Consider the following 24633-nt stretch of genomic DNA (forward strand, 5'->3'; position numbering starts at 1 on the left):
CGGGGCACCGGAGACACACCATGACCACACGCATCATTACCAGCGACGGCGAAGCCTTGGCCGTTGCCTTGGACATCGCCCGCCAGCTACGCCCCGACAGCGCGGTGCGCGACCGTGAGCGGCGTCTGCCACACCCTGAGCTGGCGCTGTTCACACGCTCGGGCCTATGGGGTATCAGCGTACCCAAGGCCTACGGCGGGGCGGGCGTATCCAACGTCACCCTGGCCAAGGTCATCGCCATCATCGCGCAGGCCGACGGCTCGCTCGGGCAGATTCCGCAAAACCATTTTTATGCCTTGGAAGTGCTGCGGGTAAACGGCACGCCCGAACAGCAGCAGCGTCTGTACGCCGAAGTGCTGGCAGGCCGGCGGTTCGGCAATGCCCTGGCAGAACTGGGCACCAAGACAGCCAATGACCGCACCACACGCCTGAGCCGCGAAGGCGATGGCTTTCGCATCAACGGTCGCAAGTTCTACGCCACTGGCGCGCTATACGCCCAGCGCATACCCACCTCGGTGATCGATGACCAAGGCGTCCAGCACTTGGCATTCGTGCCTGCCGACAGCCCCGGCCTGCAGGTGATCGACGACTGGAGTGGCTTCGGCCAGCGCACCACCGGCAGCGGTTCGGTGGTGTTCGATAACGTCCCCGTCAGCGCACAGGACGTCGTGCCGTTCCAGAGCGTGTTCGATCGCCCCACCCCGGTAGGCCCGCTGGCGCAGATTCTTCATGCCGCCATCGATACCGGCATCGCCCGGGCAGCCTATGAGGACGCCTTGCATTTCGTGCGGACCCGCAGCCGGCCATGGGTGGACTCAGGCGTGGACCAGGCGAGCGACGATCCGTTGACCGTCAAGAGCTTCGGGCAGCTGGCTATCCGCTTGCACGCTGCCGAAGCCTTGCTCGAACGCGCAGGCCACTACCTGGACAGCGCGCGTGACGACAGCACGGCCGAAACCGTAGCCGCGGCCTCCATTGCCGTAGCAGAGGCACGGGCCATCAGCACGGAAATAGCCCTGTCCGCCGGCACCACGTTGTTCGAGCTCAGTGGCAGTCAGGCCACGCTGGCCGAACACAATCTCGACCGCCACTGGCGCAACGCCCGGGTACACACATTGCACGACCCGGTGCGCTGGAAATACCACGCCATCGGCAACTACTACCTCAACGAGCAAAACCCACCGCGCCGGGGGACCATCTGATGGCCCGGCAGATCCTGCTCAATGCCTTCAACATGAACTGCGTGGGGCATATCAACCATGGCCTGTGGACGCACCCGCGCGATACGTCGACCCAGTACAAGACCCTCAAATACTGGACCGATTTGGCGCGTCTGCTGGAACGGGGCCTGTTCGACGGTCTGTTCATCGCCGACATCGTCGGCACCTACGATGTCTACGGCCAGTCGCTGGACGTAACGTTAAAGGAATCCATCCAGTTGCCGGTCAACGACCCTCTGCTGCTGGTGTCTGCCATGGCCGCCGTCACCCGCAATCTCGGTTTCGGCCTCACGGCCAACCTCACGTATGAAGCACCTTATCTGTTTGCACGCCGTCTCTCGACCCTGGATCACCTGAGCAATGGCCGAGTCGGCTGGAACATCGTCACTGGCTATCTGGACAGCGCTGCGCGCGCCATGGGCCTGACCCAGCAGCCTGAGCATGACCGTCGCTACGACCAGGCCGATGAATACCTCAAGGTGCTGTACCAACTGCTTGAGGGAAGCTGGGCCGACGATGCCGTGCTGGCTGACCGCGGACAACGCATCTACGCGCGCCCCGACAAAGTACGCAAGGTCCATCACCACGGGGAGTTCTACGATGTCGAAGGCTATCATCTGTGCGAGCCGTCGCCACAACGTACGCCGGTACTGTTCCAGGCTGGCAGCTCGCCGCGCGGCCTGACGTTTGCGGGCAACCATGCCGAGTGCGTGTTCATCAGCGGCCAGGACAAGGCTTCAACCCGCGCCCAGGTGGACAAGGTGCGCGCCGCTGCCAGGGCTGCGGGTCGCGACCCAATGGCAGTCAAGGTTTTCATGGGCATCACGGTGATCGTGGCGCCCACCGAGCGACAAGCCCTGGCCAAGCACGCCGAATACCTGAGCCATGCCAGCCCCGAAGCCGGCGTCGCGCATTTTGCCGCCTCCACCGGCATCGACTTTGCGGCCTTCGATCTGGACGAGCCGATTGCCTTTACCCAAGGCAACGCCATCCAGTCGGCCACCCGCCAACTGCAGGAAAACGCCTGGACCCGACGCCGCCTGCTGCAACAGCACGCCTTGGGCGGTCGCTACGTCACCTTGGTCGGCGACCCCGAGCAGGTGGCTGATGAGCTGATCGCATGGGCCGACGAAACCGACCTGGACGGCTTCAACCTGACCCGCACCGTCACACCGGAAAGCTTTGAGGACTTCATCGACCTGGTGATTCCGCCGCTACAGGCGCGCGGCCGCTACAAGACCGCCTACGCCGGCGGCACGCTGCGCGAAAAGCTGTTCGCAACCGACCATCCCTACTTGCCAGCCGATCACCCTGGCTCGACCTACCGCTTTGCGCCTGCCCCCGCCTCGACTGGAGCCTTGCACCATGCTTGAAAAACTATTTCGTCCCATTGCGGCCGTCGCGATTGCCTTGGGCTTCTCCAGCGCAGCCCTGGCCGATGAGCCGCTTAAGATCGGCACCACCTCAGCCTTCGCCATCCCGCTGGAAGCCGCCGTCGAAGAGGCGCACAAGCAAGGGCTCGAGGTGAAGCTGATCGAATTCAGCGACTGGATAGCCCCCAATGTCAGCCTCAACAGTGGCGACATCGACGTGAACTACTTCCAGCACATTCCCTTTCTGGAAAACGCCAAGGCTGCTGCCGGTTTCGATCTGGTGCCCTACGCCCCAGGCATCATCAACAACGTGGGCCTGTATTCCAAGCGTTATAAAAGCTTCGTCGACCTGCCCGAAGGTGCCAGCGTCGCCATCGCCAACGACCCGATCAACAGCGGACGCGGCCTGCAATTGCTGGCCAAGGCTGGCTTGATCACGCTCAAACCGGGTGTGGGCTACAAGGCCACCGAACAGGACATCACGGCCAACCCGAAAAAGCTCAGGATCATTCAGGTCGAAGCGGTCCAGCTGGTACGGGCGTATGACGACGCGGACCTGGTGCAGGGCTACCCCGCCTACATTCGGCTAGCCAACAGTTTTGACGCCACCTCGGCCCTGCTTTTCGATGGCCTGGAGAACAAGGAATACGTGATTCAGTTCGTCATTCGCCCACAAAGCAAGGATGACCCTCGCCTGGCCAAGTTCGTCGACATCTACCAGCACTCGCCAGTTGTACGTGCGGCCCTGGACAAGGCTCATGGCACGCTCTACCAGGCCGGTTGGGAGTGACAGCGATGAGCCAGTCCACTGCACGGCGAGCACTCGAGTCCCCTGCACCACCCCGTCAGGCTGAACACTTGTACCTTCGCCCTGACGTCAACCACGCCCATGTGCGGTTCATCGGGCTGGGCAAGACGTATCCAGGCCAGAGCCAGCCAGCCCTGCAAGGCATCGACCTGAACATCCAGCGCGGTGAAATCTTCGGCATCATCGGCCGCAGCGGGGCGGGTAAGTCGTCGCTACTGCGCGCCATCAACCGGTTGGAACAGCCTACGCAAGGCCGAGTGCTGATCGAGCAGGCGGACATTGCCAGCTACGACGAGGACGCACTGGTGGGGTTGCGCCGAAGCATCGGCATGATTTTCCAGCACTTCAACCTGATGTCAGCCAAGACCGTATGGCAGAACGTCGAGCTACCCCTGAAGGTGGCCGGCGTCGCCAAAGCGCAGCGCCAGCACAAGGTGCGCGAGCTGCTGCAACTGGTTGGCCTCGAGGACAAGCATCACGTTTACCCTGCGCAGTTGTCGGGCGGCCAGAAGCAGCGCGTGGGCATTGCCCGCGCTCTGGTACATGACCCAAGTATCCTGCTGTGCGACGAAGCGACCTCGGCGCTGGACCCGGAGACTACCGCCTCAATCCTGCAACTGCTACGCGACATCAACCAGCGCCTGGGCCTGACCATCGTGCTGATCACCCATGAAATGGCCGTGGTGCGCGACACCTGCCATCGGGTTGCGGTACTGGAGCGTGGCCAATTGGTCGAGCAGGGCGAGGTCTGGCAGGTGTTCGGCGCGGCGCGGCACGCCACCACGCGCACGTTGCTGGCGCCCCTGCAACCGACCTTGCCAGAGGCCTTGACCGCGAACATCAAGGCTGCGCCATCGAGCCCCGACAGCGCCATCGTGCTGAAGCTGACAGCCTTCGGCGAGCCCGATCTGTCGGCATTGTTCGCCGAGTTGGGCGGACGCGTGCGGTTGCTGCAGGGGGGTGTGCAATCCATCGGCGCGCATATCCTGGCGCAACTGATCGTGTCGGTGCAGCACTCGCCTCATGACGCCAACCGCCTCCTGGAACGCAGTCGGCGCTGGGCCGAAGATGTGGAGGTGCTGGGCCATGTGGGTTGATCGTCTGCTGGAGGGTTTGCTCGACACGCTGCTGATGGTGGGCGTTTCTTCGCTGATCGCCTTGCTGGTGGGCGTACCGATGGCCGTCATGCTGGTGACCAGCGACAAGGGCGGCATCTATGCGGCGCCGCTGCTCAACCGGGTGCTGGGCGCGTTCGTCAACCTGTTTCGCTCGGTGCCGTTTCTGATCCTGATGGTTGCCCTGATCCCCTTTACGCGGTGGGTAGTCGGCACAACCTATGGCGTCTGGGCGGCCATCGTGCCCCTTACCATCGCGGCCACGCCCTTTTTCGCCCGCATCGCCGAAGTCAGCCTGCGAGAGGTCGACCACGGCCTGGTGGAGGCGGCGCAGGCCATGGGGTGCCGACGCTGGCACATCGTCTGGCACGTGCTGCTGCCAGAAGCCCTGCCAGGCATCGTCGGCGGCTTCACCATCACCTTGGTGACGCTGATCAATTCATCCGCCATGGCGGGCGCCATCGGTGCCGGAGGGTTGGGGGACATCGCCTACCGCTATGGATACCAGCGCTTCGACAGCCAGATCATGTTGACGGTGATCGCCATGCTGGTGGCTCTGGTGGCACTGATCCAGCTGGGTGGCGATCGGCTGGCCCGAGGGTTGAACAAGCGATGAGCGAAGGCGAAGGGCTGGCGCCAAGCCAGCCCCTGGCCTCATTCCCAGCGCAGGTCCTTTGCGGCGACCGGCCGGCCGAACCAGTAGCCCTGCCCCAGCTGGCACTGCTCCTGCAACAGAAAGCTGGCCTGCTCCTGCTGCTCGATGCCTTCGGCGTGCACTTGCATGCCCATGCTGCGGGCCAGGGCGATGATCACACGCACGATGGCGACATCATCCTCATCGCACGGCAGCCCGGTCACGAAGCCCTGGTCGATCTTGAGCTTTTGCACGGGCATGCGCTTGAGACGTAGCAGCGAGGAATACCCAGTGCCGAAATCATCGATGGCCAGGGTTACCCCCAGCTCGCGCAGACGGTGAAGCTGCTCCAGGGCCACTTCCGGGTCCTCCATCACCGCACTTTCCGTGACCTCCAGCTCAAGCAGCGCTGGCGCCAGGCCTGTTTCATGCAGCACATCGGCCACCTGCCGGTACAACTCATGCTGGCCAAACAGCCGGCTCGAGATGTTCACGGCCACGAATGCCAGTGGGCGGCCTTCCTGCTGCCAGCGCACCATCTGCAGGCACGCCTGGCGTAGCACCCAGGCATCGATTTCGGCAATCAGACCGGTGCGTTCGGCAATCGGAATGAATTCGCCCGGTGCCACCAGGCCCCGCTGGGGATGCTGCCAGCGGACCAGCGCCTCGACCCCCACCTGGCTGCCCGAGGCCAGGTCCTGCACCGGTTGATAGAACACGCATAGCTCATCCTGCTCGAGGGCGCGGCGCAATTCCCCGGCCGTTTCCACGCGCAACTGGGCGTGCGCTGTCAGCTCCTCGGTGTACAGGGCGTAGCAGGCGCGACCGTTGGTCTTGGCCTTGTACAGCGCCGAATCGGCATTGCGCAGCAACTGCTCGGCACTCAGGGCGTCGCTTGGGAACAGGCTGATGCCTGCGCTGACGCTGATGAACAAGCGATGGCCCTCGAACAGGAAGGGCTCGCGCATGCGTTCGATGATGCGCTGGGCCAGCTTTGCCGCCTGCCCCAGGTCCTGGCAGTGCTCGGCCAGGACGCCGAACTCGTCGCCGCCCAGGCGCGCCAGGGTGACCCCGCTGCTCACCACTTCGCCCAGGCGGGCGCCCACCAACTTAAGCAACTGATCGCCGATCGTATGACCCAGCCCGTCGTTGATGCTTTGGAAATGATCGAGATCCAGAAGCAGCAGCGCACAACCGCGCTTCTTGGCCTGGGCCGCAGCCAACGCCTGTTGGACCCGGTCGGTGAATAACAGGCGATTGGGCAGGTCGGTCAGGGGATCATGGTGGGCCAGGTAGGCCAGCTCCTGCTCCGAATGCTTGATGGCGCTGATGTCACTGAATACCGCCACGTAATGGCTCAGTTCGCCTTCGTCGTCGCGAATGGCGCGAATGGTTTGCCATTGAGGATAGATTTCACCGCTTTTGCGGCGGTTCCAGATCTCGCCGCTCCACTCCCCAGTCTCGGTCAGGGCCGCGTAGATCTGCTGGTAGAACGCGGCACCATGGTGCCCCGACTTGAACTTGCTCGGGCGCTGGCCGATGACCTCATCCTGCTGATAGCCGGTGATGCGCATGAACGCGCGGTTGACGTGCACGATCACCCCCTGCCGGTCGGTCACAAGGACCCCTTCCAGGGTGCAGTCGAACACCGCGGCGGCCATGCGCAGGCGCTCACGGTCTTCGCCGCGCAGGCGCGCACCGGCACCGATGAAGTTCAACAGCCGCACACGCGAGACGTAGATCAGCAAGGCGCTGAGCAACACCCAGACCACGACGTTGATCTGGCGCCCCACCGTCAGGGCCAGGGGGTCTTCAGTCATGCTGTGCAGCACCACCTCGGCCAGCACCAGCCAGAGGATCGAGAGCACCACATAGAGCGCAGCCATGCGCAAGGCGTCGCGAACGGAAACAGACATGTCGGGTGGAATTGCCCATGGAAAGTGTTGGGGGATTATAAAGCTTCTGCTGCCCGACGTGCGGTTGCCGCTTTGCAAAGGCCTCGCGCCAAGGCATGCCGGGCACCGCCGCCCCGCTGAAACATCGCGTGGTCAGCTTTGACTGGTTTTATTTCCCGACCCAGGGATAATCGCACCTTTCCCCTGAATTTCGAGGGTATCTCTACCTATGTGGTACAACGGCCTGCTCGACTTGTCGGCCTGGCAACTGGTCGGCATCACTTTGTTGATGACCCATGTGACCATTGTCAGCGTCACGGTCTACCTGCATCGCTATTCCGCGCATCGCGCGCTGGAGCTCAATTCCGGGCTCAAGCATTTCTTCCGCTTCTGGCTGTGGCTCACCACGGCGCAGAACACCCGTGAATGGACCGCTGTTCATCGCAAGCACCACGCCAAGTGCGAAACCCCGGACGACCCGCACAGCCCAGTCTACAAGGGCTTGAGCACGGTGCTTCGTAAAGGGGCCGAGCTCTACCGCGAAGAGGCGCGCAACCCTGAGACCCTGCGCATCTACGGCAAGAACTGCCCGGACGACTGGGTCGAACGCAACCTCTACTCCCGCTACAAGCTGGGCGGTATCGTGCTGATGGCGCTCATCGACCTGCTGCTGTTCGGTACCGCCGGCATCACGATCTGGGCCGTGCAGATGATGTGGATTCCCTTCTGGGCAGCCGGGGTAGTCAATGGCCTGGGCCATGCCGTGGGCTATCGCAATTTCGAATGCCGCGACGCTGCGACCAACCTGGTGCCTTGGGGCATCGTCATTGGCGGCGAAGAGCTGCACAACAATCACCACACCTACCCCAACTCGGCCAAACTTTCGGTCAGGCGCTGGGAATTCGACATGGGCTGGGCGTGGATTCGCCTGTTCTGCCTGCTGCGGCTGGCCAAGGTCCAGCGCGTGGCCCCCATCGCCCACCGCGTTGCCGGCAAGGCCAGCCTGGACATGGACACTGCCATGGCCATTCTGAACAACCGCTTCCAGATCATGGCCCAGTACCGCAAGCTTGTGATCGGCCCGCTGGTCAAACAGGAACTGGCCCGCGTCGATGCCTCGGTCAGCCACCATTTCCGACGCGCCAAGCGCCTGCTGTCCCGCGAGACCAGCTTGCTGGAGGATCGCCACCATGTCCGTATCGAGTCCATGCTGGCGCACAGCCAGGCATTGAAGACCATTTACGAGAAACGCCTGGCCCTGCAGCAGATCTGGGCGCGGACTAGCGCCAACGGCCACGACATGCTTGCCGCCATGAAGGATTGGGTGCATGAGGCCGAGACCAGTGGCATCCACGCCCTACGCGACTTTGCGTCACAGTTGAAAACCTATTCCCTGCGCCCGACCGCTGCCTGACCTCCGTTGATCGATACGCCCCGTTCTGGGGCGTAAGCTCAGGAACTTCACTGCTCTGTTTCGACTCGAACTGCCCACATCGGCCGGAAGGTGGCCGCACCTTTACCCGTCGAGCGCGCCCTGTGCACATGGCCAAGAACAATCCCAAGATTCTGCCCGGTACTCCTCCCCCCGACGCTGCTCAAACCCTGCTGGCACTGATGCATGCCCAAAGCGAAGTCGCCCGCCTCAGCGAACGTGAGCAGTTGTTCAGTTCGCTGCTCGAAAGTGTCAACGCCGTACTGTGGGCCTTCGATTGGGAAACGCGGCAAGTGCTCTACGTAAGCCCTGCATTCGAGCGCATCTTCGGTCGCCCTGTCTGCCGGGTCATGGCCGACTTCAACGTATGGCGCGACAGCATCTATCCGGATGATCTTGAATTTGCCGAACAGAGCCTGGCTCAGGTACTGTCCACAGGCTCCGTGGAACACCGCGAATACCGCATTCTCAATGGCGATGGCGAACTGCGCTGGTTAAGCGACAAGTGCTACGTCAGCCAGCAGCCAGGTAACGATCGGGTAACCATCGTTGGCATTGCCGAAGACATCACCGACAAGAAACGACTGGAGGGCGAGCTTCAGCGCCTGGCCACTACCGATGTCCTGACCCAGAGCAGTAACCGTCGCCACTTCTTCGAATGCGCCAAGCAGGCGTTTGACAAGGCACGCGAAGACGGTACACCGCTGACGTTCCTGCTTCTGGACATCGACGATTTCAAGAACATCAATGACAGCTATGGCCACCAGGAAGGCGACCAGGTGCTGCAGCGTATCGCCCACAGCGGCAGGACCGTACTGCGCCGAGGTGATCTGTTCGGCCGGATCGGGGGTGAAGAGTTTGCCGCGGTGTTCCCGGGCTGTAAGGCCAAAGTGGCAGAACAGATCGCCGAACGGTTGCAGCGGGAGGTTCAGCGGCTGAGCTTCGGCCAGGAGGGCCAGACCTACAGCGTGACGGTGAGTCAGGGTCTGACGGGTTTATTGGATGACGATGACACCCTGAACAGCTTGTATGCCCGCGCCGACGCAGCCATGTATCAAGCCAAGCGCCAAGGCAAGAACCAGATCGTTCAGGGGTGAGCATCGCCGCCGCCTGCCGTCTGTATATTGCTGACATGAAAAAACCCGCCGAAGCGGGTTTTTTTAAAGCCAGCTACATCAAGCGAGTTCAGCGAAGCACTCTTCGATGATGGCCAGGCCCTTGTCCAGCAGGGCGTCTTCGGCGGTCAGCGGCACCAGAATACGCAGGACGTTGCCGTAGGTACCGCAGGACAGCAGGATCAGACCCTTGTCGCGTGCCTTGGCAACGACCTGGGCGACAGCTGCAGCGTTAGGGGCATGAGTGCCTTTCTCGAAGACTTCGACGGCAATCATCGAACCCAGGCCACGCACGTCACCGATGATCGGGTGCTTCTGCTGGATTTCACGCAGGCCGGCAGTCAGGCGCTCGCCCACGGCCTTGCTGCGGTCCAGCAGGTTTTCTTCTTCGAATACATCGATGACGGCCAGGGCCGCAGCACAGGCGATTGGCGAACCGGCATAAGTGCCGCCCAGGCCGCCCGGTGCAATGGCGTCCATGTATTCAGCCTTGCCGCACACACCGGCCAGCGGGAAGCCGCCAGCGATGGACTTGGCGAAGGTCGTCAGGTCAGGCGCAACGCCCATCTGCTCCATGGCGAAGAAGGTGCCAGTACGGCCTGCACCGGTCTGCACTTCGTCGGCAATCAGCAGGATACCGTGCTGGTCACACAGGGCACGCAGACGCTTCATCAGCTCTTTAGGCGCTGGCAGGAAGCCGCCCTCGCCTTGTACGGGCTCGAGGATGATAGCGGCGATGTCACGTGGCTCGGCATCGTTCTTGAAGATGCGCTCGACCGAAGCGATGGCATCGTCAACGCTGACGCCATGCAGCTCGCTCGGGAACAGTGCACGGAAGACGCCACCTGGCATCAGGCCCATGCCTGCGGAGTACGGCACGACTTTACCGGTCAGGCCCAGTGTCATCATGGTACGGCCGTGGTAGCCGCCGGTGAAGGCGATCACGCCAGCGCGGCCGGTCGCGGCACGGGCGATCTTGACGGCGTTCTCGACCGCTTCGGAGCCGGTGGATACCAACAGGGTCTTCTTGTCGAAGTCACCTGGCACCAGCTTGTTGATCTTTTCGCACAGCTCTACGTAGGGCTCATAGGCCAGCACCTGGAAGCAGGTGTGGCTGACCTTGGTGAGCTGCTCTTGCACCGCTGCAACCACTTTTGGGTGCAGGTGCCCGGTGTTCAGCACGGCGATACCGCCAGCGAAGTCGATCAGTTCGCGGCCTTCGACGTCGATGACGGTGGAGTTCTTGGCCGATTCAACGAAAATCGGGTGGATCTGACCGACGCCACGTGGAACGGCGGCGACACGGCGTTGCATCAAGGATTCGTTGGTCTTGCTCATAATGCCCTCATTGCGCCGTTGAACATGGCGCTTTTATTCGGGGGTAGCTGGGGTTGCCCACAGTCAGTATTCGTTGATCGACTGCCGCGAGCGCCCTGGCCACCAGGTGCTGCAATGTAAAAAAGGCCAGCGGAACGTCGCTCTCGCGCCCCGCTGGCAGAGGTAAAGCCTTTACCGTGCGATCAGACGCTGATGCACAGGTATTTGATTTCGAGGTAATCCTCGATACCGTACTTGGAGCCTTCGCGGCCCAGGCCAGAAGCCTTGATACCGCCGAATGGCGCCACTTCGTTGGAAATCAGGCCGGTGTTGATGCCTACCATGCCGTATTCCAGCGCTTCGGCGACACGGAACACACGGCTCATGTCGCGGGCGTAGAAGTAGGAGGCCAGGCCAAACTCGGTGTCGTTAGACATGGCGATGACTTCGGCTTCGTCTTTGAAGCGGAACAGCGGCGCCAGCGGGCCGAAGGTTTCTTCCTTGGCAACGGCAGCGGTCTTGGGCACGTCGACCAGAATGGTCGGCTCGAAGAAGTTACCTTCGATCAGCTTGCCGCCGGACAGGACCTTGGCGCCTTTGCTCACTGCGTCTTCGATGTGCTCCTGCACCTTGGCCACGGCCTTGCCGTCGATTAGCGGGCCAGTGGTGGTGCCGTCTTCCAGGCCGTTACCGATCTTGAGCTTGGCGACAGCGGCGGCCAGCTTCTGCGCGAACGCGTCATAGACGCCGTCCTGCACGTAGATACGGTTGGCACAGACGCATGTCTGGCCGTTGTTGCGGTACTTGGAGATGATCGCGCCTTCGACTGCCTTATCCAGATCGGCGTCGTCGAACACGATGAACGGGGCGTTGCCACCCAGCTCCAGGGATACTTTCTTAATGTCCTTGGCGCATTCCTGCATCAGCTGGCGACCGATTTCGGTGGAGCCAGTGAAGGAGAGTTTGCGCACCAAGGCGTTGCCGGTCAGCTCGCCGCCGACTTCGCCAGCACTGCCGGTGACCACGCTCAGCACGCCCGCCGGAATACCGGCACGGTTGGCCAGTTCGACCAGGGCCAGCGCGGAGTACGGCGTCTGCGAGGCAGGCTTGAGCACCATGGTGCAGCCAGCGGCCAAGGCCGGGCCGGCTTTACGGGTGATCATGGCAGCCGGGAAGTTCCACGGGGTGATGGCCGCAGTGACGCCAATCGGCTGCTTGATGACGATCAGGCGCTTGTCAGGCTGGTGGCCCGGGATGGTGTCGCCATAGACGCGCTTGGCTTCTTCGGCGAACCACTCGATGAAGGAAGCGGCATAGGCGATTTCGCCTTTGGCTTCAGCCAGCGGCTTGCCTTGTTCGGTGGTCATCAGGCGAGCGAGGTCGTCCTGATTTTCGATCATCAGTTCGAACCAGCGACGCAGCTTGGTCGAGCGCTCCTTGGCAGTCAGGGCACGCCAGGCCGGCAGGGCCTTGTCGGCTGCCTCGATGGCGCGGCGGGTTTCCGCAGTACCCATCTTCGGCACGGTACCAATGACTTCGCCCGTGGCAGGGTTGGTCACATTGATAGTCTGGCCGCTGTCCGCATCCAGCCATTCACCGTTGATGAAGGCTTGCTGGCGGAACAACTGAGCGTCTTTGAGCTGCATGTCGGCTTCCCGAATTGTTGATTGTTGAAAGCGCCCAGCGCAGGGCTCCGAGCGTTTGAAATCTCAAACGAATGCTAAGCGTCTGCTGGGGTGTTGGACAATAGGCTGTTCGAAAAAAAGAACGAGCGGTTGAACACCTTAATCTGAAATCGGCCCGCTGGCCTGGCGTAATGCAGCCCGCCGGGCCTGGGCGAGCACGAATCGAAAATTGTAGCCCTAGGCAGCAGCACCATGGAGGCGAAACACGGCAACAGGTAAAAAGGGCTACAGATCAAGGCGATGGACGCCGACGAACGAGATAGGTATCATGCGTGCGCGTTGCACTCGTAGCTCAGCTGGATAGAGTACTGCCCTCCGAAGGCAGGGGTCGTGGGTTCGAATCCCGCCGAGTGCGCCATACATGAAAAGCCCCAGGCCAACGCCTGGGGCTTTTTCGTTTGTGCGCCCTGTCACACGCCTGGTACTGCCGTACCACAGGTCATTGGTGTTAGCGTGAGGGCCTTCCCGCACGACGGGGCCTCATCAATGACTGGCGAAGGAATGCGTACACTCATGCACCTGAAAAAGCTCACCTCTGTTTCCCTGCTGGCGGCCAGCATCGGCTTGTTCACATTGCCTGCCCAGGCCAACCTCACCCAGCAGCAGTCTGCGGCGATCGTCAAGGCGTTCGACGGCAGCGATCCGCATGACTTCAAGCAGTTTCTCGGCAAGCTCAAAGGCAGCGACCTGAACCAGGCCGATGGCCTGGGCGCCACCCTGGACACCTACCTGGCCGGCAAGCCGTTGGACGCCGAGCAGCAGAACGAGATCAATCGCCTGCTCGGGCTCTACACCCGCATCAAGTACGGCAAGGCCGCCACCCAGACGCTGCGCGAATTGGTGGCCATTCCCACGGTCACCGTCGAGGGCACACCTCAGCATGAAAACCCTGAGTTCCTGAAGATCGCCGACAAGATCAAGGCACTGGCCGATGGCTTTGGCCTGGCTTTTCGCAACGTCGACAACCGTGTCTACGAAATCTCCCTGGGAAGCGGCAAGGAAGTGGTCGGTATCCATGCCCATGCCGACGTGGTTCCTGTCACACCGGAAAACTGGAAGCTTGCCGACGGCACGCGCCTGGACCCGTTCAAGGTGACCCTGGTCGGTGATCGCATGTACGGCCGTGGTACCGAGGACGACAAGAATGGCATCGTCGTAGCGCTGTATGCCCTGAAGGTCGCCAAGGATGAAAACCTGCCCCTGGCGCGGCAATTCAAACTGCTGATCGACACCACCGAGGAAACCAGCGGCGATGCCATCCCGTACTACTTCGAGCGCAACCCCACGCCTGACTACAACCTCGCCCTGGATGGCGGCTACCCGGTGGTCATCGCGGAAAAAGGCTACGGCACCGTAATGGCGAATTTTGCCAAGCGTGCGGCCAGCGGCCAGGGGGCCGAAATCGTCAACCTCACCGGTGGGCTTGCTACCAATCAGATCCCGTCCACCTCGGTAGCGACCTTGCTCACCGACGACTCCAGCGCACTGGCGCAGCGACTGAACACGGCCGGTGCCGAGTACGTGAAGCAAAACGGTGGCGACTTCAGCATCGCTGCCAAACCCGATGGCAAGCAGGTGGTGCTCACCGTGACCGGTGTGTCAGCTCATTCCTCAGAACCCGAATCGGGCGTGAACCCTGTCGCGCGCATGCTGGACTTCATCAATGGCGTGGGCAAAACGGTGCCATTGAAGCAGAACCAGTTCACCGATGCTGCCCGCTATGCGGCGGACAACTGGGGCCTGGACTACCTGGGCAAGAAGCTGGGCATCGCCTATGACGATGCGTTCATGGGGCCGCTTACCGCCTCGCCAACCTTCGTCGGTGTGGATGACAAAGGCTTGAAGCTGGCGATCAACCTGCGCATTCCCAAGGGCAAGGCGGTCGCAACGATCAAGGATGAAATCGCCGACAAGCTCGGCAAATGGTCGCAGCAGAGCCATATCACGCCCGCCTACGACTACAGCCTGGATGAGCCGATGTACCGCAACCCAGAAGGCGAGTGGGTCAAGGCACTGCTGGCCGTGGCCAGCGAAAACCTGGGCATGGAGCACACCTTCGGTACGTCCGCCGGGGCCACCTCGGTTCATGACCTGCCCAACGGCGTGCAGTTTGGTCTGGCAATGCCCGGCGTGAAGTACACCGGGCATAACGACAACGAGTTCAAGACCGTGGACCAGTTCATGCTGGACCTGCAGGTGGTTAGCGAAATGGTGGCGCGGATTGGGCAGATGCCGAAGCTCTGAAGCATCTGCCTTCTTGAGCCTGGGCTCCGCCCGCTTGTGCATGACGACCCGACCTTCGCGTTGGGATCGTCATGCAGCGCGAACGCGTGCGAACAAGGCGGTGACGAGCCGGCGACCATAAAGCCCTACAACCAGACCGAGCATGATCAACGTTGCAGCCAATGCTATGCCTGCCGTCAAGCGTTCACCGAACACCAGAACCGACCCAACCAGGCCGAAGATCGGCACCAGCAGCGACAGCGGTGCAATCGTAGACAGGGGATAAGTCCTGAGCAAAGAGTTCCAGATCCAGTACGCGAACAATGTATTGGGATAGACCTGAAACAAAAGCGAAAAGACAGCAGTGCTGTTCATCTGGCGCAACAGCGCACCATAGCCTGCGCCGCCATGCACTGCATAATCCAGTATGAACAAAGGAACCGGCGCGACCGCGCTGGACCACACCAGAAATCCGAACACGTCGTTGGTTTGGGCCTTCTTGACGATGGTATTGGCGATACTCCAGCAGGCAGCACCGGCCAGCACGAACGCCAGACCAGGCCAGGTCACCGATCCACCGCTGAACTTTATGATGCACAGCAGGCCTGTGCTGGCGATCAGCATACCGAGCACTTGAAAACGGGTCAGTGCCTCCTTGAAAACCACTCCACCTAGCAGCAGCGTAAAAAAAGCGCTGAACTGTAATACCAGCGAAGCGACACCCGCTGACAACCCGGCTTGAATGCCGAGGTTCACCATACCCCAAAGCCCGACCCCGAAAACCAAGCCATACAAGATGATGAAGCGCCGAGGTACGTCGGGTTTACGGACAAAGAAGATAGCGGGCAACGCGCACAGCCCGAAACGCAAGCCGGCAAGAATGAGCGGATCGATCGCTGCCAAGCCCAGCTTGATCACCGAGAAATTGATACCCCATATCAATGTCACCAGTACAGCCAGCACTCCATGCAAGGGTTTCATTATCGGGTCACCTTAGGTATGGGCCTTGGAAATGTGGCACCTTTCACATTCGTACGCCTTCGCCAGCTGGTAGTGCATATCCAAACCGGCCGTAGACCAACGTTTCGACGCCACTAGACCGCCCCCCTCCTGCGTCAGCGCGTTTCGAACATCAACCACAGCCAGTAGATCAAGGCGGCGGCACTGATTGATGCGCCCACTAGGCAAACGGCTACCCAACCCGCCTGGGCGTAGGTATAGGTCGCCGCGATGGCGCCAAGCCCGCTGCCCAACGAGTAGAAGCACATGTACGCGCCAACGAGCCTGCTTTGTGCGTCTGGTCGTGCGGCGAAGATCAGGCTTTGGTTGGTGACGTGCACGGCCTGTACCGCAAAGTCGAGCATCACCACGCCCAGCACCATTGCCAGCAGCGAGCTGTGGACGAACGCCGTCGGGAGCCAGGACAGGGTCAACAAGACCAGCGCAATGCCTGTGGTGCGATTGCCCAGGCCACGGTCTGCCAGTCGTCCGGCCCTCGCCGCGGCGAGGGCCCCTGCTACGCCGGCAAGGCCAAATAGCCCGATTTGGGTATGCGAAAGCGCAAGGTCTGGCTCACTGAGCGGCAGGACCATGGAGGTCCAGAGCACGCTGAAGGCTGCGAAGATGAGCAACGCGAACACCCCGCGCACGCGCAGGGTACGTTCGCTGAGAAACAGCTGCAGCACCGAACGGAGCAAGGCAAAGTAGCCGCCGCTGACCGAAGCCCGTGGAGGCGCGGGCAGCATGCGCCACAACACCAAGGCCATCCCTGCCATCAGCGCTGCCGACACGAAATACACGCTGCGCCACCCGGCCAGATCGGCCATCGCGCCAGACACGAAACGTGCAAGCAGGATCCCCAGGACCACGCCGCTGGTCATAGTCCCCACAGCCTGGCCACGTTGCTCGGGGCTTGCCAGTGCCGCAGCGTAGGCCACCACCACTTGCACCAGCACGGCCATCAATCCCACCAAAACCATGGCACCCAGCACCACGGCCCAGGCCTGCGCCAGCCCTACGGCACAGAGGGCCAAGGCGCTAAGGAGCATTTGGCAGAGAATAAGTTTTTTCTGGCTGACCAAGTCGCCCAGCGGCACGATGAACAGCAAACCGACCGCATAACCTGCCTGGGTGGCCGTGACGACGATGCCGATGGTGCTGGCAGGCACCGCCAGGCTGCTGGCCATGGACTCGAGCAGCGGTTGGGCGAAGTAGACATTTGCCACGGCCATTGCGCAGGTGATGGCAAAGAGGAAGGTTTGGGAAGGACTGAGTGTGGTCTTACGCGGTATGTCGCAGCGCGCCGTGCCGTAACCGTTGCTAGACGCTTCGGCTGTCGCCGCGCGCTTGTCCGGGCTGTCTGGCCTGTACGGCATGCACTTCCGTCCCTGTACCTGGTTTTGAAAAGAAACCACTTGTAGCGACTTTTAACAAAACAGGTTTTAAAATGCAACAACTGACCACGAGCGTTTTCCCATATGGTTAGCGCTTTTCATCATCTGCTCACGGACAAACATGGCCAAACAGGAACAGCTAGCGCGCAGTGAATGCCCAGTAGCGCGCACCCTTGAAGCGATTGGGGACCGATGGGTATTGATGATCATCCGCGAAGCGTTCGACGACGTACGGCGGTTCAGTGATTTTCAGAAGCGACTTGGTGTCGCCAAGAACATCCTCACCGTAAAGCTCAAGGCAATGGTCGAATTGGGCGTGTTCGAGGTCCGGCCTGCTTCGGATGGAAGCGCTTACAAGGAGTATGTGCTGACCGAGATGGGGCGGGCCGCCTTCCCCATTGTCATCAGCATGCGCCAGTGGGGAGAGCGTTTCCTGTACGGTCCAGGCGAGTGCCATTCGATCATGCTGGATAACGTGACGGACGAGCCCATCGAGACGATCATCGTTCGATCCCGTGCAGGCCGGCAGTTGAGCCCCGAGGACTGTCACCGACGACTGATCACCCGAGAGGGTTGAGGCAAACGCCCTCTGCATGCTCATGACGTTTTTCAATCACCTCGATGCCGTTTCCTGCATTGCCGGACGGCGCCGGGTGGTCGATGCTTGCATGACCATCGCCAGTGTTCCCCTCCACCCGCAGAGGCCGCCATGAAAAACGTCGAACAAATCCTCAAGAGCAAGTCCGAACACCACACCGTGTATACCATCGGCCCGGACGACTCAGTGCTCGACGCCCTCAGACTGTTGGCCGAGATGAACATCGGCGCATTGCCTGTCGTTGAAGGCAACGAGGTGGTAGGTATCGTCAGTGAACGCGATTATGCGCGCAAGCTGGTGCTCAAGGGACGCTCGTCGGCCGCCACGCCGGTGCGCGATATCATGAGCGCACCGGTGGTCACCGTGGAGCCGAAGCACAACCTTGAGTACTGCATGAACCTGATGACCAACCGGCATTTGCGCCATCTACCGGTGGTGAGCAACGGTGAGCTGTTGGGGCTGTTGTCGATTGGCGACCTGGTCAAGGAGACCATTGCGGAGCAGGCAGGGCTGATCTTGCAGCTCGAGCAGTACATCCGCGGTGAGTGAAACGCTTGGAAACGCGTTTGGCCGCAAGCGCCACAGGTAAGGCTGGCCGTCAGCCGAGTCCAGAACGGTCCACACCCTATGCCGCTTGAATGGCGGTAACGGCGCATTGACTAGGGCGACTCACGGCCACTTACTTTCTTTCGCTGCGGGTAACTTATTTCTTGGCCGGATGAAGTGCTTCGTTCAACTGGTCGATCATGGGAATCCAGTCGGCATCGGCAGTGTAGCTTTCCTTGAGAAAAGCACGCTGGCCTTCACTCCAGAACGGTGCATCGACCAACTTCACATCATCGTCGAGGGGCGAATGGGTGGTGATGAAGCGCTCGATCTCGACCGGATCGTCGTCCAGTCCAAGCTGCTTGAACAATTCGGAAAAGTGGTGAGTCGGTTTGTCCATGATTCCTCCGCAGTGCCGGCATGCGCTTCGGTGTAAGCGCCAGTCCTGTTTGAGAGCTTGCGCTCAAGGGTGGGCATCAGCGCCCCAGGCAGGATGACCGCAATCATCGTGCCTGGGAAATAGACAGCGCGCCAAAGCAGAAGACTCGATAAATCCCACTAATGCCCTGAGCAGATGGCTGTGAACCAAAAGGCGCAGCCACCCCTGCCCTGGATTCACAGCGGCGCGCGGCGCAAGGTGGCCAGGAACGTGGCCGCACCGATGAACAGCCCGGCAAAGGTACGGTTGAGGCGCTTTTGCTGCCTGGGTGTGCGCAGCACCCGCAGCACGCGGGCTGCAAGCCCGGTATAGCCCGCCATCACCAGCATGTCGACGGCGACCATGGTCGCGGCGATGGCGATGTACTGTGGCAGCAAAGGCGCATGGGGATTGATGAACTGCGGCAGCACCGCCAACATGAACACCAGGGCCTTGGGGTTGCTGACGTTCACCAGAAAACCCCGGAACACCAGGCTCAGCGGTTTGCCGATGGGTCGTATACCGGATTCATCGCTCATGTCCATGGGCAGGGCGCGCCATTGCTTATAGGCCAAGTACACCAGATAGGCGACGCCGAACCATTTGATCACATGGAAGGCGGTAGCCGAGGCAGCCAGGATGGCCCCGACGCCTGCAGCAATGATTGCGATCTGCATCACCAGGCCGATCTGCAAGCCCAGCGCATTCCAGTAACCGCGCCAGAACCCGTATTGCAGCCCGCTGGACATCGAGGCGATAGCGCCCGCGCCGGGAGACAGACTGATTACCCAGCAGGCGGCAAAAAAGCCCAACCACACTTCCATCGACATCCCACACCTCGCTCATGCACATGTTTCAAAACATTAAGCTAAGGTGCCGATGAAAAAATGACCAGCGCAATTTGAACGATTCTGCAGCTCTGCTTCCGAGGGGCAGGTAGCAAAGCTCGCAGAGCGCGCGTCAGCTGAGCGCTTCGAGTTCGGCCTGCATGGCTTCAAGCGTTTCCAATGCCTGCATCCAAGCGTCTTCGAGGTCACCTTCACGCTGCTTGAGCGCAGTTTGCCGGGCCAGCAATTCACGCAGCTCGTCCTTGCGCGCAGCTTCGTAGAGACCACCATCACCCAACGCAGCCTCGATCTCGGCCAACTGTGCATGCACCTGGTTGAGTTCAGCTTCAAGCTTGTCAGCGGTCTTCTTGTGCGGCGCCAATTGTTGGCGCAATGCTGCCGCAGCCTGGCGCATGGCCTTCTTGTCGGTCTTGTCGGGGTTGGTTACTGCGCTACTGACCGGCGCGTTGCGCTGACGATAGTCCACGAGCCAGCGGCTATAGTCATCGAGGTCCCCGTCGAAGGGTTCGACCTTGCCATCGGCGACCAGCAAGAAGTCATCAGTGGTGCTTTTGAGCAGGTGCCGGTCGTGGGACACCACTACCACTGCCCCTGCGAATTCCTGCAAGGCCATGGTCAGGGCCAGGCGCATTTCCAGGTCCAGGTGGTTGGTGGGTTCGTCGAGCAGCAGCAGGTTCGGCCGCTCCCAGGCGATGAGCGACAGCGCAAGCCGTGCCTTTTCGCCACCTGAGAAATTCACGACCGGCTCGTCTACGCGATCGCCATGAAAATCGAAACCACCGAGGAAATCGCGCAGCGTCTGCTCGCGCTCGGTTGGGGCAATGCGCTGCAGGTGCAGCAAGGGGCTGGCCTTGTCGTCCAACGAGTCGAGCTGATGCTGGGCAAAATAGCCGACGGCGAGGTTTTCACCTCGCACCAGGCGCCCGGACAGCGGCTCAAGCTCACCGGCAAGGTTCTTGATCAAGGTGGACTTGCCTGCGCCGTTGGGGCCTAGCAGGCCAATGCGTGCACCTGGCACCAACTGCAGCTTCACCTTCTCGAGGATGGCCTTGTCGCCGTAACCCAGTCGCCCTTCGGACAAGCTCAACAGGGGGCTGGAGATTTTCTGCGACTCGCGGAACACGAAATCGAACGGCGAATCCACGTGAGCAGCTGACAGCTCCTCCATGCGCTCCAGGGCCTTTATGCGGCTCTGTGCCTGACGCGCCTTGGTGGCCTGGGCCTTGAAGCGCGCAATGTATTTTTCCATGTGCGCGCGCTGCGCCTGCTGCTTCTCGTAGGCCTGCTGCTGTTGGGCCAGGCGTTCGGCACGGGTGCGCTCGAAGGCACTGTAGCCGCCCTTGTACAGGTTCAGCTTACGTTGTTCGACATGCAGCACGTGATCGACCACGGCATCGAGGAAATCCCTGTCGTGGGAGATCAACAACAGCGTGCCCGGGTAGCCCTTGAGCCAGTCTTCCAGCCAGAGGATGGCGTCCAGGTCCAAGTGGTTGGTCGGTTCGTCGAGCAATAACAGGTCGGAGGGGCACATCAATGCCTGGGCCAAGTTCAGGCGCATCCGCCATCCACCGGAGAAGTCGCCGACGCGGCGGTCCATCTGCTCGTTGGTAAAGCCCAGCCCCGCCAGCAGCTTGCGCGCTCGCGCATCGGCGGTATAACCGTCAGCACTGTCCAACTCACTGTGCAGCCGGGCCAGTGCCGTACCGTCATGGGCCTGTTCGGCCTCTGCCAACGCAGCCTGCACCCTGCGCAATCGCACATCGCCGTCGAGCACATAGTCCACGGCCACCCGGTCAAGGGTATCGACCTCCTGGCGCATGTGTGCGATCCGCCAGTCTGCCGGCAGGTGGCAATCACCGCCATCGGGCGACAACTCACCGCGCAGCAAGGCGAACAAGCTGGATTTGCCGGCACCGTTGGCACCGATGAGGCCGGCCTTGTGACCGGTGTGCAGGGTCATCTCGGCGCCATCTAGCAAGCGCTGAGGACCACGCTGTAAAGTGAGGTTGGATAGTCTGATCATGATGGTCGCGGAGTCTACCAGCTTCCTCGGCCCATAGCGCGAGTGGAACCATGCAAAGCGACTTGTGGGATCACGCCCTGAGCCTGTACGCCAGGCCCGGTGTGGAAGCGGCTTGCCTCGACCTGCAACGGCAAGGGAGCGATGTATGCCTGCTATTGTGCGCCACCTGGCTGCAGGCCAGGTCAATCGAGGTGCAGCAACTGCGCATCGAGGCATTGCAGGGCTGTGCAGGGCCCTGGCAACGGGATGTGGTATCGCCCTTGCGAAGCCTGCGCGAACAATGGCGAGAATCAGCCAAAGAGGATCAACCGTTGGCTGAACTTCGAGAGCAACTCAAAAAGCTGGAGCTTTCGGCCGAAAGAGCGCTGTTGGAGCGCTTGCAAGCCTGTGCATCACAGTGGCCCGCTGGCAGACCTGGACAAACGGGCGACTGGCTGGCTGGGCTTGTGCCGAGCCAGCTGCAAGATCACCGCGCGCTTGAACAATTGCGCGCGGCGGCACTGGCGCATCAGGCGTCGGTGGACGACGACTGAGCAGCACTTGCATCGGATACTGGTGTGGCAGGGCTCACCGAGTTGCCGGACGATGGGGCTTTTTCTTGCGCAGCTGTTGCCGGCTTGGCACTCGCGGAGCGGCTGCTGGCAGTGCGAGTCGCCGTTCTGGTAGCGGTGCCACGGGTGGAGGGTTTGGCAGGTGCGGGCTTGCTTGTGGCTTTTGCGCCCGCAGCGCCTGATGCAGACTTGGATGCAGCCTTAGCCGCCTGGGGACGGGCTGCATTAGGTTCGGTCGCGGAAGACTTGGCCGCCGTTGCTTTGGCAGGGGACTTGGCCGCGGCCGGCTTCGCGGCAGCCTTGGCCGCGGTAGGCTTCGAGGCCGATCTTGCAGCGGGTTTGGCTGCCACGGATTTAGCGTCGGCGGCCTTGGCCGCAGGCTTGGTCGCTGCGGTTCGCGCGGCTGGTTTGGCCTTGCCGGTAGCTTGGGTGGACGATTTGGCGGCTGTGGTCTTGGCAGCAGGCTTGGTAGCGGCTGGGGCGGCAGCCTGGGCTGCACGTTGGTCGAGGGCCTTGGTGGCAGCTTCACGCACCTTGCCAACGCCCTGGGCCAGTTTCAGGCTGTCCTGAGCATCGCGCTTTAGCTGCTGGATGTAGCCGCGAGTCTGGGTCTGACGGTCCTTGAGCGAGTCGAGCAGCGCTTCGAGCTCGGCAACTGCCTTCTTGGCCTTGTTTTGCGACTTGGCTTTGCCCGCCGTTGCTGCGTCCTGCAACTTCAAGCGACCGTTATGCAGTTTTTCCTGGGCCTTGCCGCGCTGCTTTTCCAACTTGGCCAACAGCTTCTCTGCATCAGCCAGCGCTTGCGAGCAGGCCTCTTCCAAATGTTCAAGCAAGCTACCCGAAAGTTGCTGAAGCAGGTGTAACGGCGTGCTGACTGGCTTTTTCTTGGCCGACATGACTTACCTCCTGACTGATGAGAGTGCGACTCATACTATGCTTCCGCTGCGCAGGCCGCTAGGGCATCTTGACCGCAATATCCATACACTGTTGCATATCAACGTCTGAGTACATAGCGCATCGCAAACACTGCAATCAACAACTCATCGCCGACGCTAACTGCCGTTGCTGAATGCATCATGTGCCCGGCACCGGGCGAGCCCGCACCGCCCTGGACACTGGCATACTTCGCCACCCACCGCCGTAGGAATTGGTCATGCTTCGATCCATTGTTCTAGGTTTTTGCCTACTGCCGATGTTGGCCGTGGCCAACACCGATGATCAGGACCTTGCCTACAGCCTGGGCGCCAGCCTGGGTGAACGGCTGCGACACGAAATGCCAGGGCTACAGCTCGATGCGCTCATTGAGGGCTTGCGCCAGTCGTACCAGCAACAGCCCTTGAAGTTGAGCCAGGCCCGCATGCAGGCGCTGCTCGAACAGCACCAACCGCAGCAGCAAGACGCTGTGCCCCAGGCGCCTGAAGCCGCAGAGGTACGTTTCATGGCCAATGAGCGGGCGCGTGCTGGTGTGCGTGAGTTGATGCAAGGCGTGCTGTACAGCGAGCTACAAGCAGGCAATGGCCCGCAGCCCAAGGCAGGCGCCAAAGTACTGGTTAATTACGTGGGGCGGTTGCCCAGCGGGGACGTGTTCGACCAAAGCCGTGAACCGCAGTGGTTCAGCCTCGACTCGGTTATCGAGGGCTGGCAGGTGGCGCTGCCGCAGATGCGGGTGGGGGCAAAATGGCGACTGGTGATTCCGTCCGCACTGGCCTATGGCGCCGACGGCGCGGGTGATTTGATCGCACCCTACACGCCGCTGGTTTTTGAAATCCAGTTGCTGCAAACCAAGGACTGAATGACCCTCAGACGGGCGCCAGGCCTTCTTCCTTGTGCGCGTTGTGCAGCACTTCGATCAGACAGTCTTCAAGCTCGAAGCGCTCATGCAACAAGCTGCCAAGCTTGCCGAGCTTCTCGGCAAAGCGCTCGGTGTCCCTGCATTGAGCCTTGACGCAGTGGTCGTTGAACGCCAGTGCAATCTGGGTAATGTCATCGATGCGTGGGCTGATCTCGCCTGCAAGGTCAAGGGCTCGGGTGTCTCCGAATGCCTTGGCCTCGCTGACCAGTTGTTCACAGATTTCGAAATGCCACGCCGAGACGTAGTCCACCAGCAACGCACAGAAGTCGCCGTTGGTGTCCTTGTCTGCAAAGGCAGGCTTGGCATCGCGCAAAGAACGATAGGCATGAACCAGTTGCTCGCGCTCGCTCAGCCAACGGTCGATCAGCGTGTTGACCCCGCCCCAGCGTTCCTGTGCATTCTGACAACTATCGAGCATGGCGATCTCTTCCCCTGTGGGCTGATGCCGCTGCTCCTCGCGTAGCGCTGCTATGGCACGAGACAGAATCAGCAGGACAGCATCAAACCTTGGATTTTCGGTATGCGTGCTCGGAGATTATTCCCACGCAAGCTGCCCTTCAAGGTACGCAGGGTAATAACTTCGTACA

22 protein-coding genes and 1 tRNA gene are annotated in these 24633 nt (G+C 61.3%); 13 read left to right on the forward strand and 10 right to left on the reverse strand.

All coding sequences use genetic code 11. The annotated features are described in order from the left end of the window. Positions 1–20: 20 nt before the first annotated feature. Genes ACF8GB_RS02530 through ACF8GB_RS02550 form a run of 5 tightly spaced genes read left to right on the forward strand, consistent with a single transcriptional unit; the run spans position 21 to position 5132 of the window. Positions 21–1202, forward strand: coding sequence for an SfnB family sulfur acquisition oxidoreductase (locus ACF8GB_RS02530; protein ID WP_392526503.1), 1182 nt, complete (start codon positions 21–23; stop codon positions 1200–1202). Further along, positions 1202–2593 carry an LLM class flavin-dependent oxidoreductase gene (locus ACF8GB_RS02535; protein ID WP_392526504.1) on the forward strand — a complete coding sequence of 464 codons (1392 nt, stop codon included), beginning with the start codon at positions 1202–1204 and terminating at the stop codon, positions 2591–2593. The genes ACF8GB_RS02530 and ACF8GB_RS02535 overlap by 1 nt, the downstream gene beginning before the upstream one ends. Next, on the forward strand, positions 2586–3383 hold the full coding sequence (locus ACF8GB_RS02540; RefSeq protein ID WP_197844581.1) for a MetQ/NlpA family ABC transporter substrate-binding protein: 798 nt from the start codon (positions 2586–2588) through the stop codon (positions 3381–3383). The genes ACF8GB_RS02535 and ACF8GB_RS02540 overlap by 8 nt, the downstream gene beginning before the upstream one ends. A 5-nt stretch (positions 3384–3388) precedes the next feature. Next, positions 3389–4498: a methionine ABC transporter ATP-binding protein gene (locus ACF8GB_RS02545; protein ID WP_392475185.1), complete on the forward strand. Its 1110-nt coding sequence runs from the start codon at positions 3389–3391 to the stop codon at positions 4496–4498. After that, positions 4488–5132 carry a methionine ABC transporter permease gene (locus ACF8GB_RS02550; protein ID WP_058604699.1) on the forward strand — a complete coding sequence of 215 codons (645 nt, stop codon included), beginning with the start codon at positions 4488–4490 and terminating at the stop codon, positions 5130–5132. Before ACF8GB_RS02545 ends, ACF8GB_RS02550 begins: the two co-directional genes overlap by 11 nt. Positions 5133–5170: 38 nt before the next feature. On the opposite strand, the gene dibA is transcribed toward ACF8GB_RS02550, so the two are convergent. Next, positions 5171–7066, reverse strand: a complete 1896-nt coding sequence (gene dibA, locus ACF8GB_RS02555) for a phosphodiesterase DibA (protein ID WP_196127041.1) — start codon at positions 7064–7066, stop codon at positions 5171–5173. Positions 7067–7274: 208 nt separating this feature from the next. On the opposite strand from dibA, the gene desA reads away from it, so the two are divergent. After that, complete coding sequence (desA, locus tag ACF8GB_RS02560) at positions 7275–8459, forward strand: delta-9 fatty acid desaturase DesA (protein ID WP_196124562.1); 1185 nt, start codon at positions 7275–7277, stop codon at positions 8457–8459. 128 nt (positions 8460–8587) lie between these two features. Then, positions 8588–9574: a sensor domain-containing diguanylate cyclase gene (locus tag ACF8GB_RS02565; RefSeq protein WP_145253854.1), complete on the forward strand. Its 987-nt coding sequence runs from the start codon at positions 8588–8590 to the stop codon at positions 9572–9574. Positions 9575–9652: 78 nt separating this feature from the next. Here ACF8GB_RS02565 and gabT read toward each other — a convergent pair whose 3' ends face one another. Together gabT and gabD are read right to left on the reverse strand one after the other, a co-directional pair. Further along, positions 9653–10930: a 4-aminobutyrate--2-oxoglutarate transaminase gene (gene gabT, locus ACF8GB_RS02570; RefSeq protein ID WP_196124563.1), complete on the reverse strand. Its 1278-nt coding sequence runs from the start codon at positions 10928–10930 to the stop codon at positions 9653–9655. A gap of 182 nt (positions 10931–11112) precedes the next feature. After that, complete coding sequence (gene gabD, locus ACF8GB_RS02575) at positions 11113–12555, reverse strand: NADP-dependent succinate-semialdehyde dehydrogenase (RefSeq protein ID WP_023535744.1); 1443 nt, start codon at positions 12553–12555, stop codon at positions 11113–11115. A gap of 320 nt (positions 12556–12875) precedes the next feature. Here gabD and ACF8GB_RS02580 point away from each other — a divergent pair. Further along, positions 12876–12952, forward strand: a tRNA-Arg gene (locus ACF8GB_RS02580). Positions 12953–13107: 155 nt separating this feature from the next. Next, entirely contained in the window at positions 13108–14838 is a 1731-nt protein-coding gene (locus tag ACF8GB_RS02585) for a dipeptidase (RefSeq protein WP_196135957.1), read from the forward strand. 69 nt (positions 14839–14907) lie between these two features. Here the strand turns inward: ACF8GB_RS02585 and ACF8GB_RS02590 are convergent, their stop codons facing one another. Next, positions 14908–15798: an EamA family transporter gene (locus ACF8GB_RS02590; RefSeq protein ID WP_197844578.1), complete on the reverse strand. Its 891-nt coding sequence runs from the start codon at positions 15796–15798 to the stop codon at positions 14908–14910. Positions 15799–15932: 134 nt separating this feature from the next. Continuing rightward, positions 15933–17192 (reverse strand): MFS transporter, encoded by a 1260-nt coding sequence (locus ACF8GB_RS02595; protein WP_197844577.1) that lies wholly within the window; start codon positions 17190–17192, stop codon positions 15933–15935. 139 nt (positions 17193–17331) lie between these two features. Between ACF8GB_RS02595 and ACF8GB_RS02600 the strand changes: the two genes are divergently transcribed. Together ACF8GB_RS02600 and ACF8GB_RS02605 are read left to right on the forward strand one after the other, a co-directional pair. Next, on the forward strand, positions 17332–17787 hold the full coding sequence (locus tag ACF8GB_RS02600) for a helix-turn-helix domain-containing protein (protein WP_197844576.1): 456 nt from the start codon (positions 17332–17334) through the stop codon (positions 17785–17787). A 132-nt stretch (positions 17788–17919) separates the two neighbouring features. After that, entirely contained in the window at positions 17920–18357 is a 438-nt protein-coding gene (locus tag ACF8GB_RS02605) for a CBS domain-containing protein (protein ID WP_197844575.1), read from the forward strand. A 154-nt stretch (positions 18358–18511) separates the two neighbouring features. On the opposite strand, the gene ACF8GB_RS02610 is transcribed toward ACF8GB_RS02605, so the two are convergent. The 3 genes from ACF8GB_RS02610 to ACF8GB_RS02620 all read right to left on the reverse strand — a co-directional run bounded on the left by ACF8GB_RS02610 (position 18512) and on the right by ACF8GB_RS02620 (position 21643). Next, positions 18512–18754 carry a DUF2789 domain-containing protein gene (locus tag ACF8GB_RS02610; RefSeq protein ID WP_058637047.1) on the reverse strand — a complete coding sequence of 81 codons (243 nt, stop codon included), beginning with the start codon at positions 18752–18754 and terminating at the stop codon, positions 18512–18514. A 215-nt stretch (positions 18755–18969) separates the two neighbouring features. After that, the gene (locus tag ACF8GB_RS02615; protein WP_058604691.1) at positions 18970–19602 is read right to left on the reverse strand and encodes a LysE family transporter; all 633 of its coding nucleotides are present in this window, start codon (positions 19600–19602) and stop codon (positions 18970–18972) included. Positions 19603–19732: 130 nt separating this feature from the next. Continuing rightward, a complete protein-coding gene (locus tag ACF8GB_RS02620; RefSeq protein ID WP_326383693.1) occupies positions 19733–21643 on the reverse strand; it encodes an ATP-binding cassette domain-containing protein in 1911 nt (636 codons plus the stop codon). Positions 21644–21693: 50 nt separating this feature from the next. Between ACF8GB_RS02620 and ACF8GB_RS02625 the strand changes: the two genes are divergently transcribed. After that, entirely contained in the window at positions 21694–22176 is a 483-nt protein-coding gene (locus ACF8GB_RS02625) for a TIGR02444 family protein (protein WP_392475187.1), read from the forward strand. Here the strand turns inward: ACF8GB_RS02625 and ACF8GB_RS02630 are convergent. Then, positions 22152–23090, reverse strand: coding sequence for an AlgP family protein (locus tag ACF8GB_RS02630; protein ID WP_392475188.1), 939 nt, complete (start codon positions 23088–23090; stop codon positions 22152–22154). The genes ACF8GB_RS02625 and ACF8GB_RS02630 overlap by 25 nt on opposite strands. Before the next feature lie 257 nt (positions 23091–23347). Here ACF8GB_RS02630 and ACF8GB_RS02635 point away from each other — a divergent pair, with 257 nt between their 5' ends. Continuing rightward, positions 23348–23986 carry an FKBP-type peptidyl-prolyl cis-trans isomerase gene (locus ACF8GB_RS02635; protein WP_392526505.1) on the forward strand — a complete coding sequence of 213 codons (639 nt, stop codon included), beginning with the start codon at positions 23348–23350 and terminating at the stop codon, positions 23984–23986. Between the two features lie 7 nt (positions 23987–23993). Here ACF8GB_RS02635 and rsd read toward each other — a convergent pair whose 3' ends face one another. Further along, the gene (rsd, locus tag ACF8GB_RS02640) at positions 23994–24464 is read right to left on the reverse strand and encodes a sigma D regulator (protein ID WP_144966069.1); all 471 of its coding nucleotides are present in this window, start codon (positions 24462–24464) and stop codon (positions 23994–23996) included. Between the last annotated feature and the right edge of the window lie 169 nt (positions 24465–24633).

This window comes from Pseudomonas sp. xss_4 (assembly GCF_043104125.1).
Taxonomy (GTDB): domain Bacteria; phylum Pseudomonadota; class Gammaproteobacteria; order Pseudomonadales; family Pseudomonadaceae; genus Aquipseudomonas; species Aquipseudomonas parafulva_B.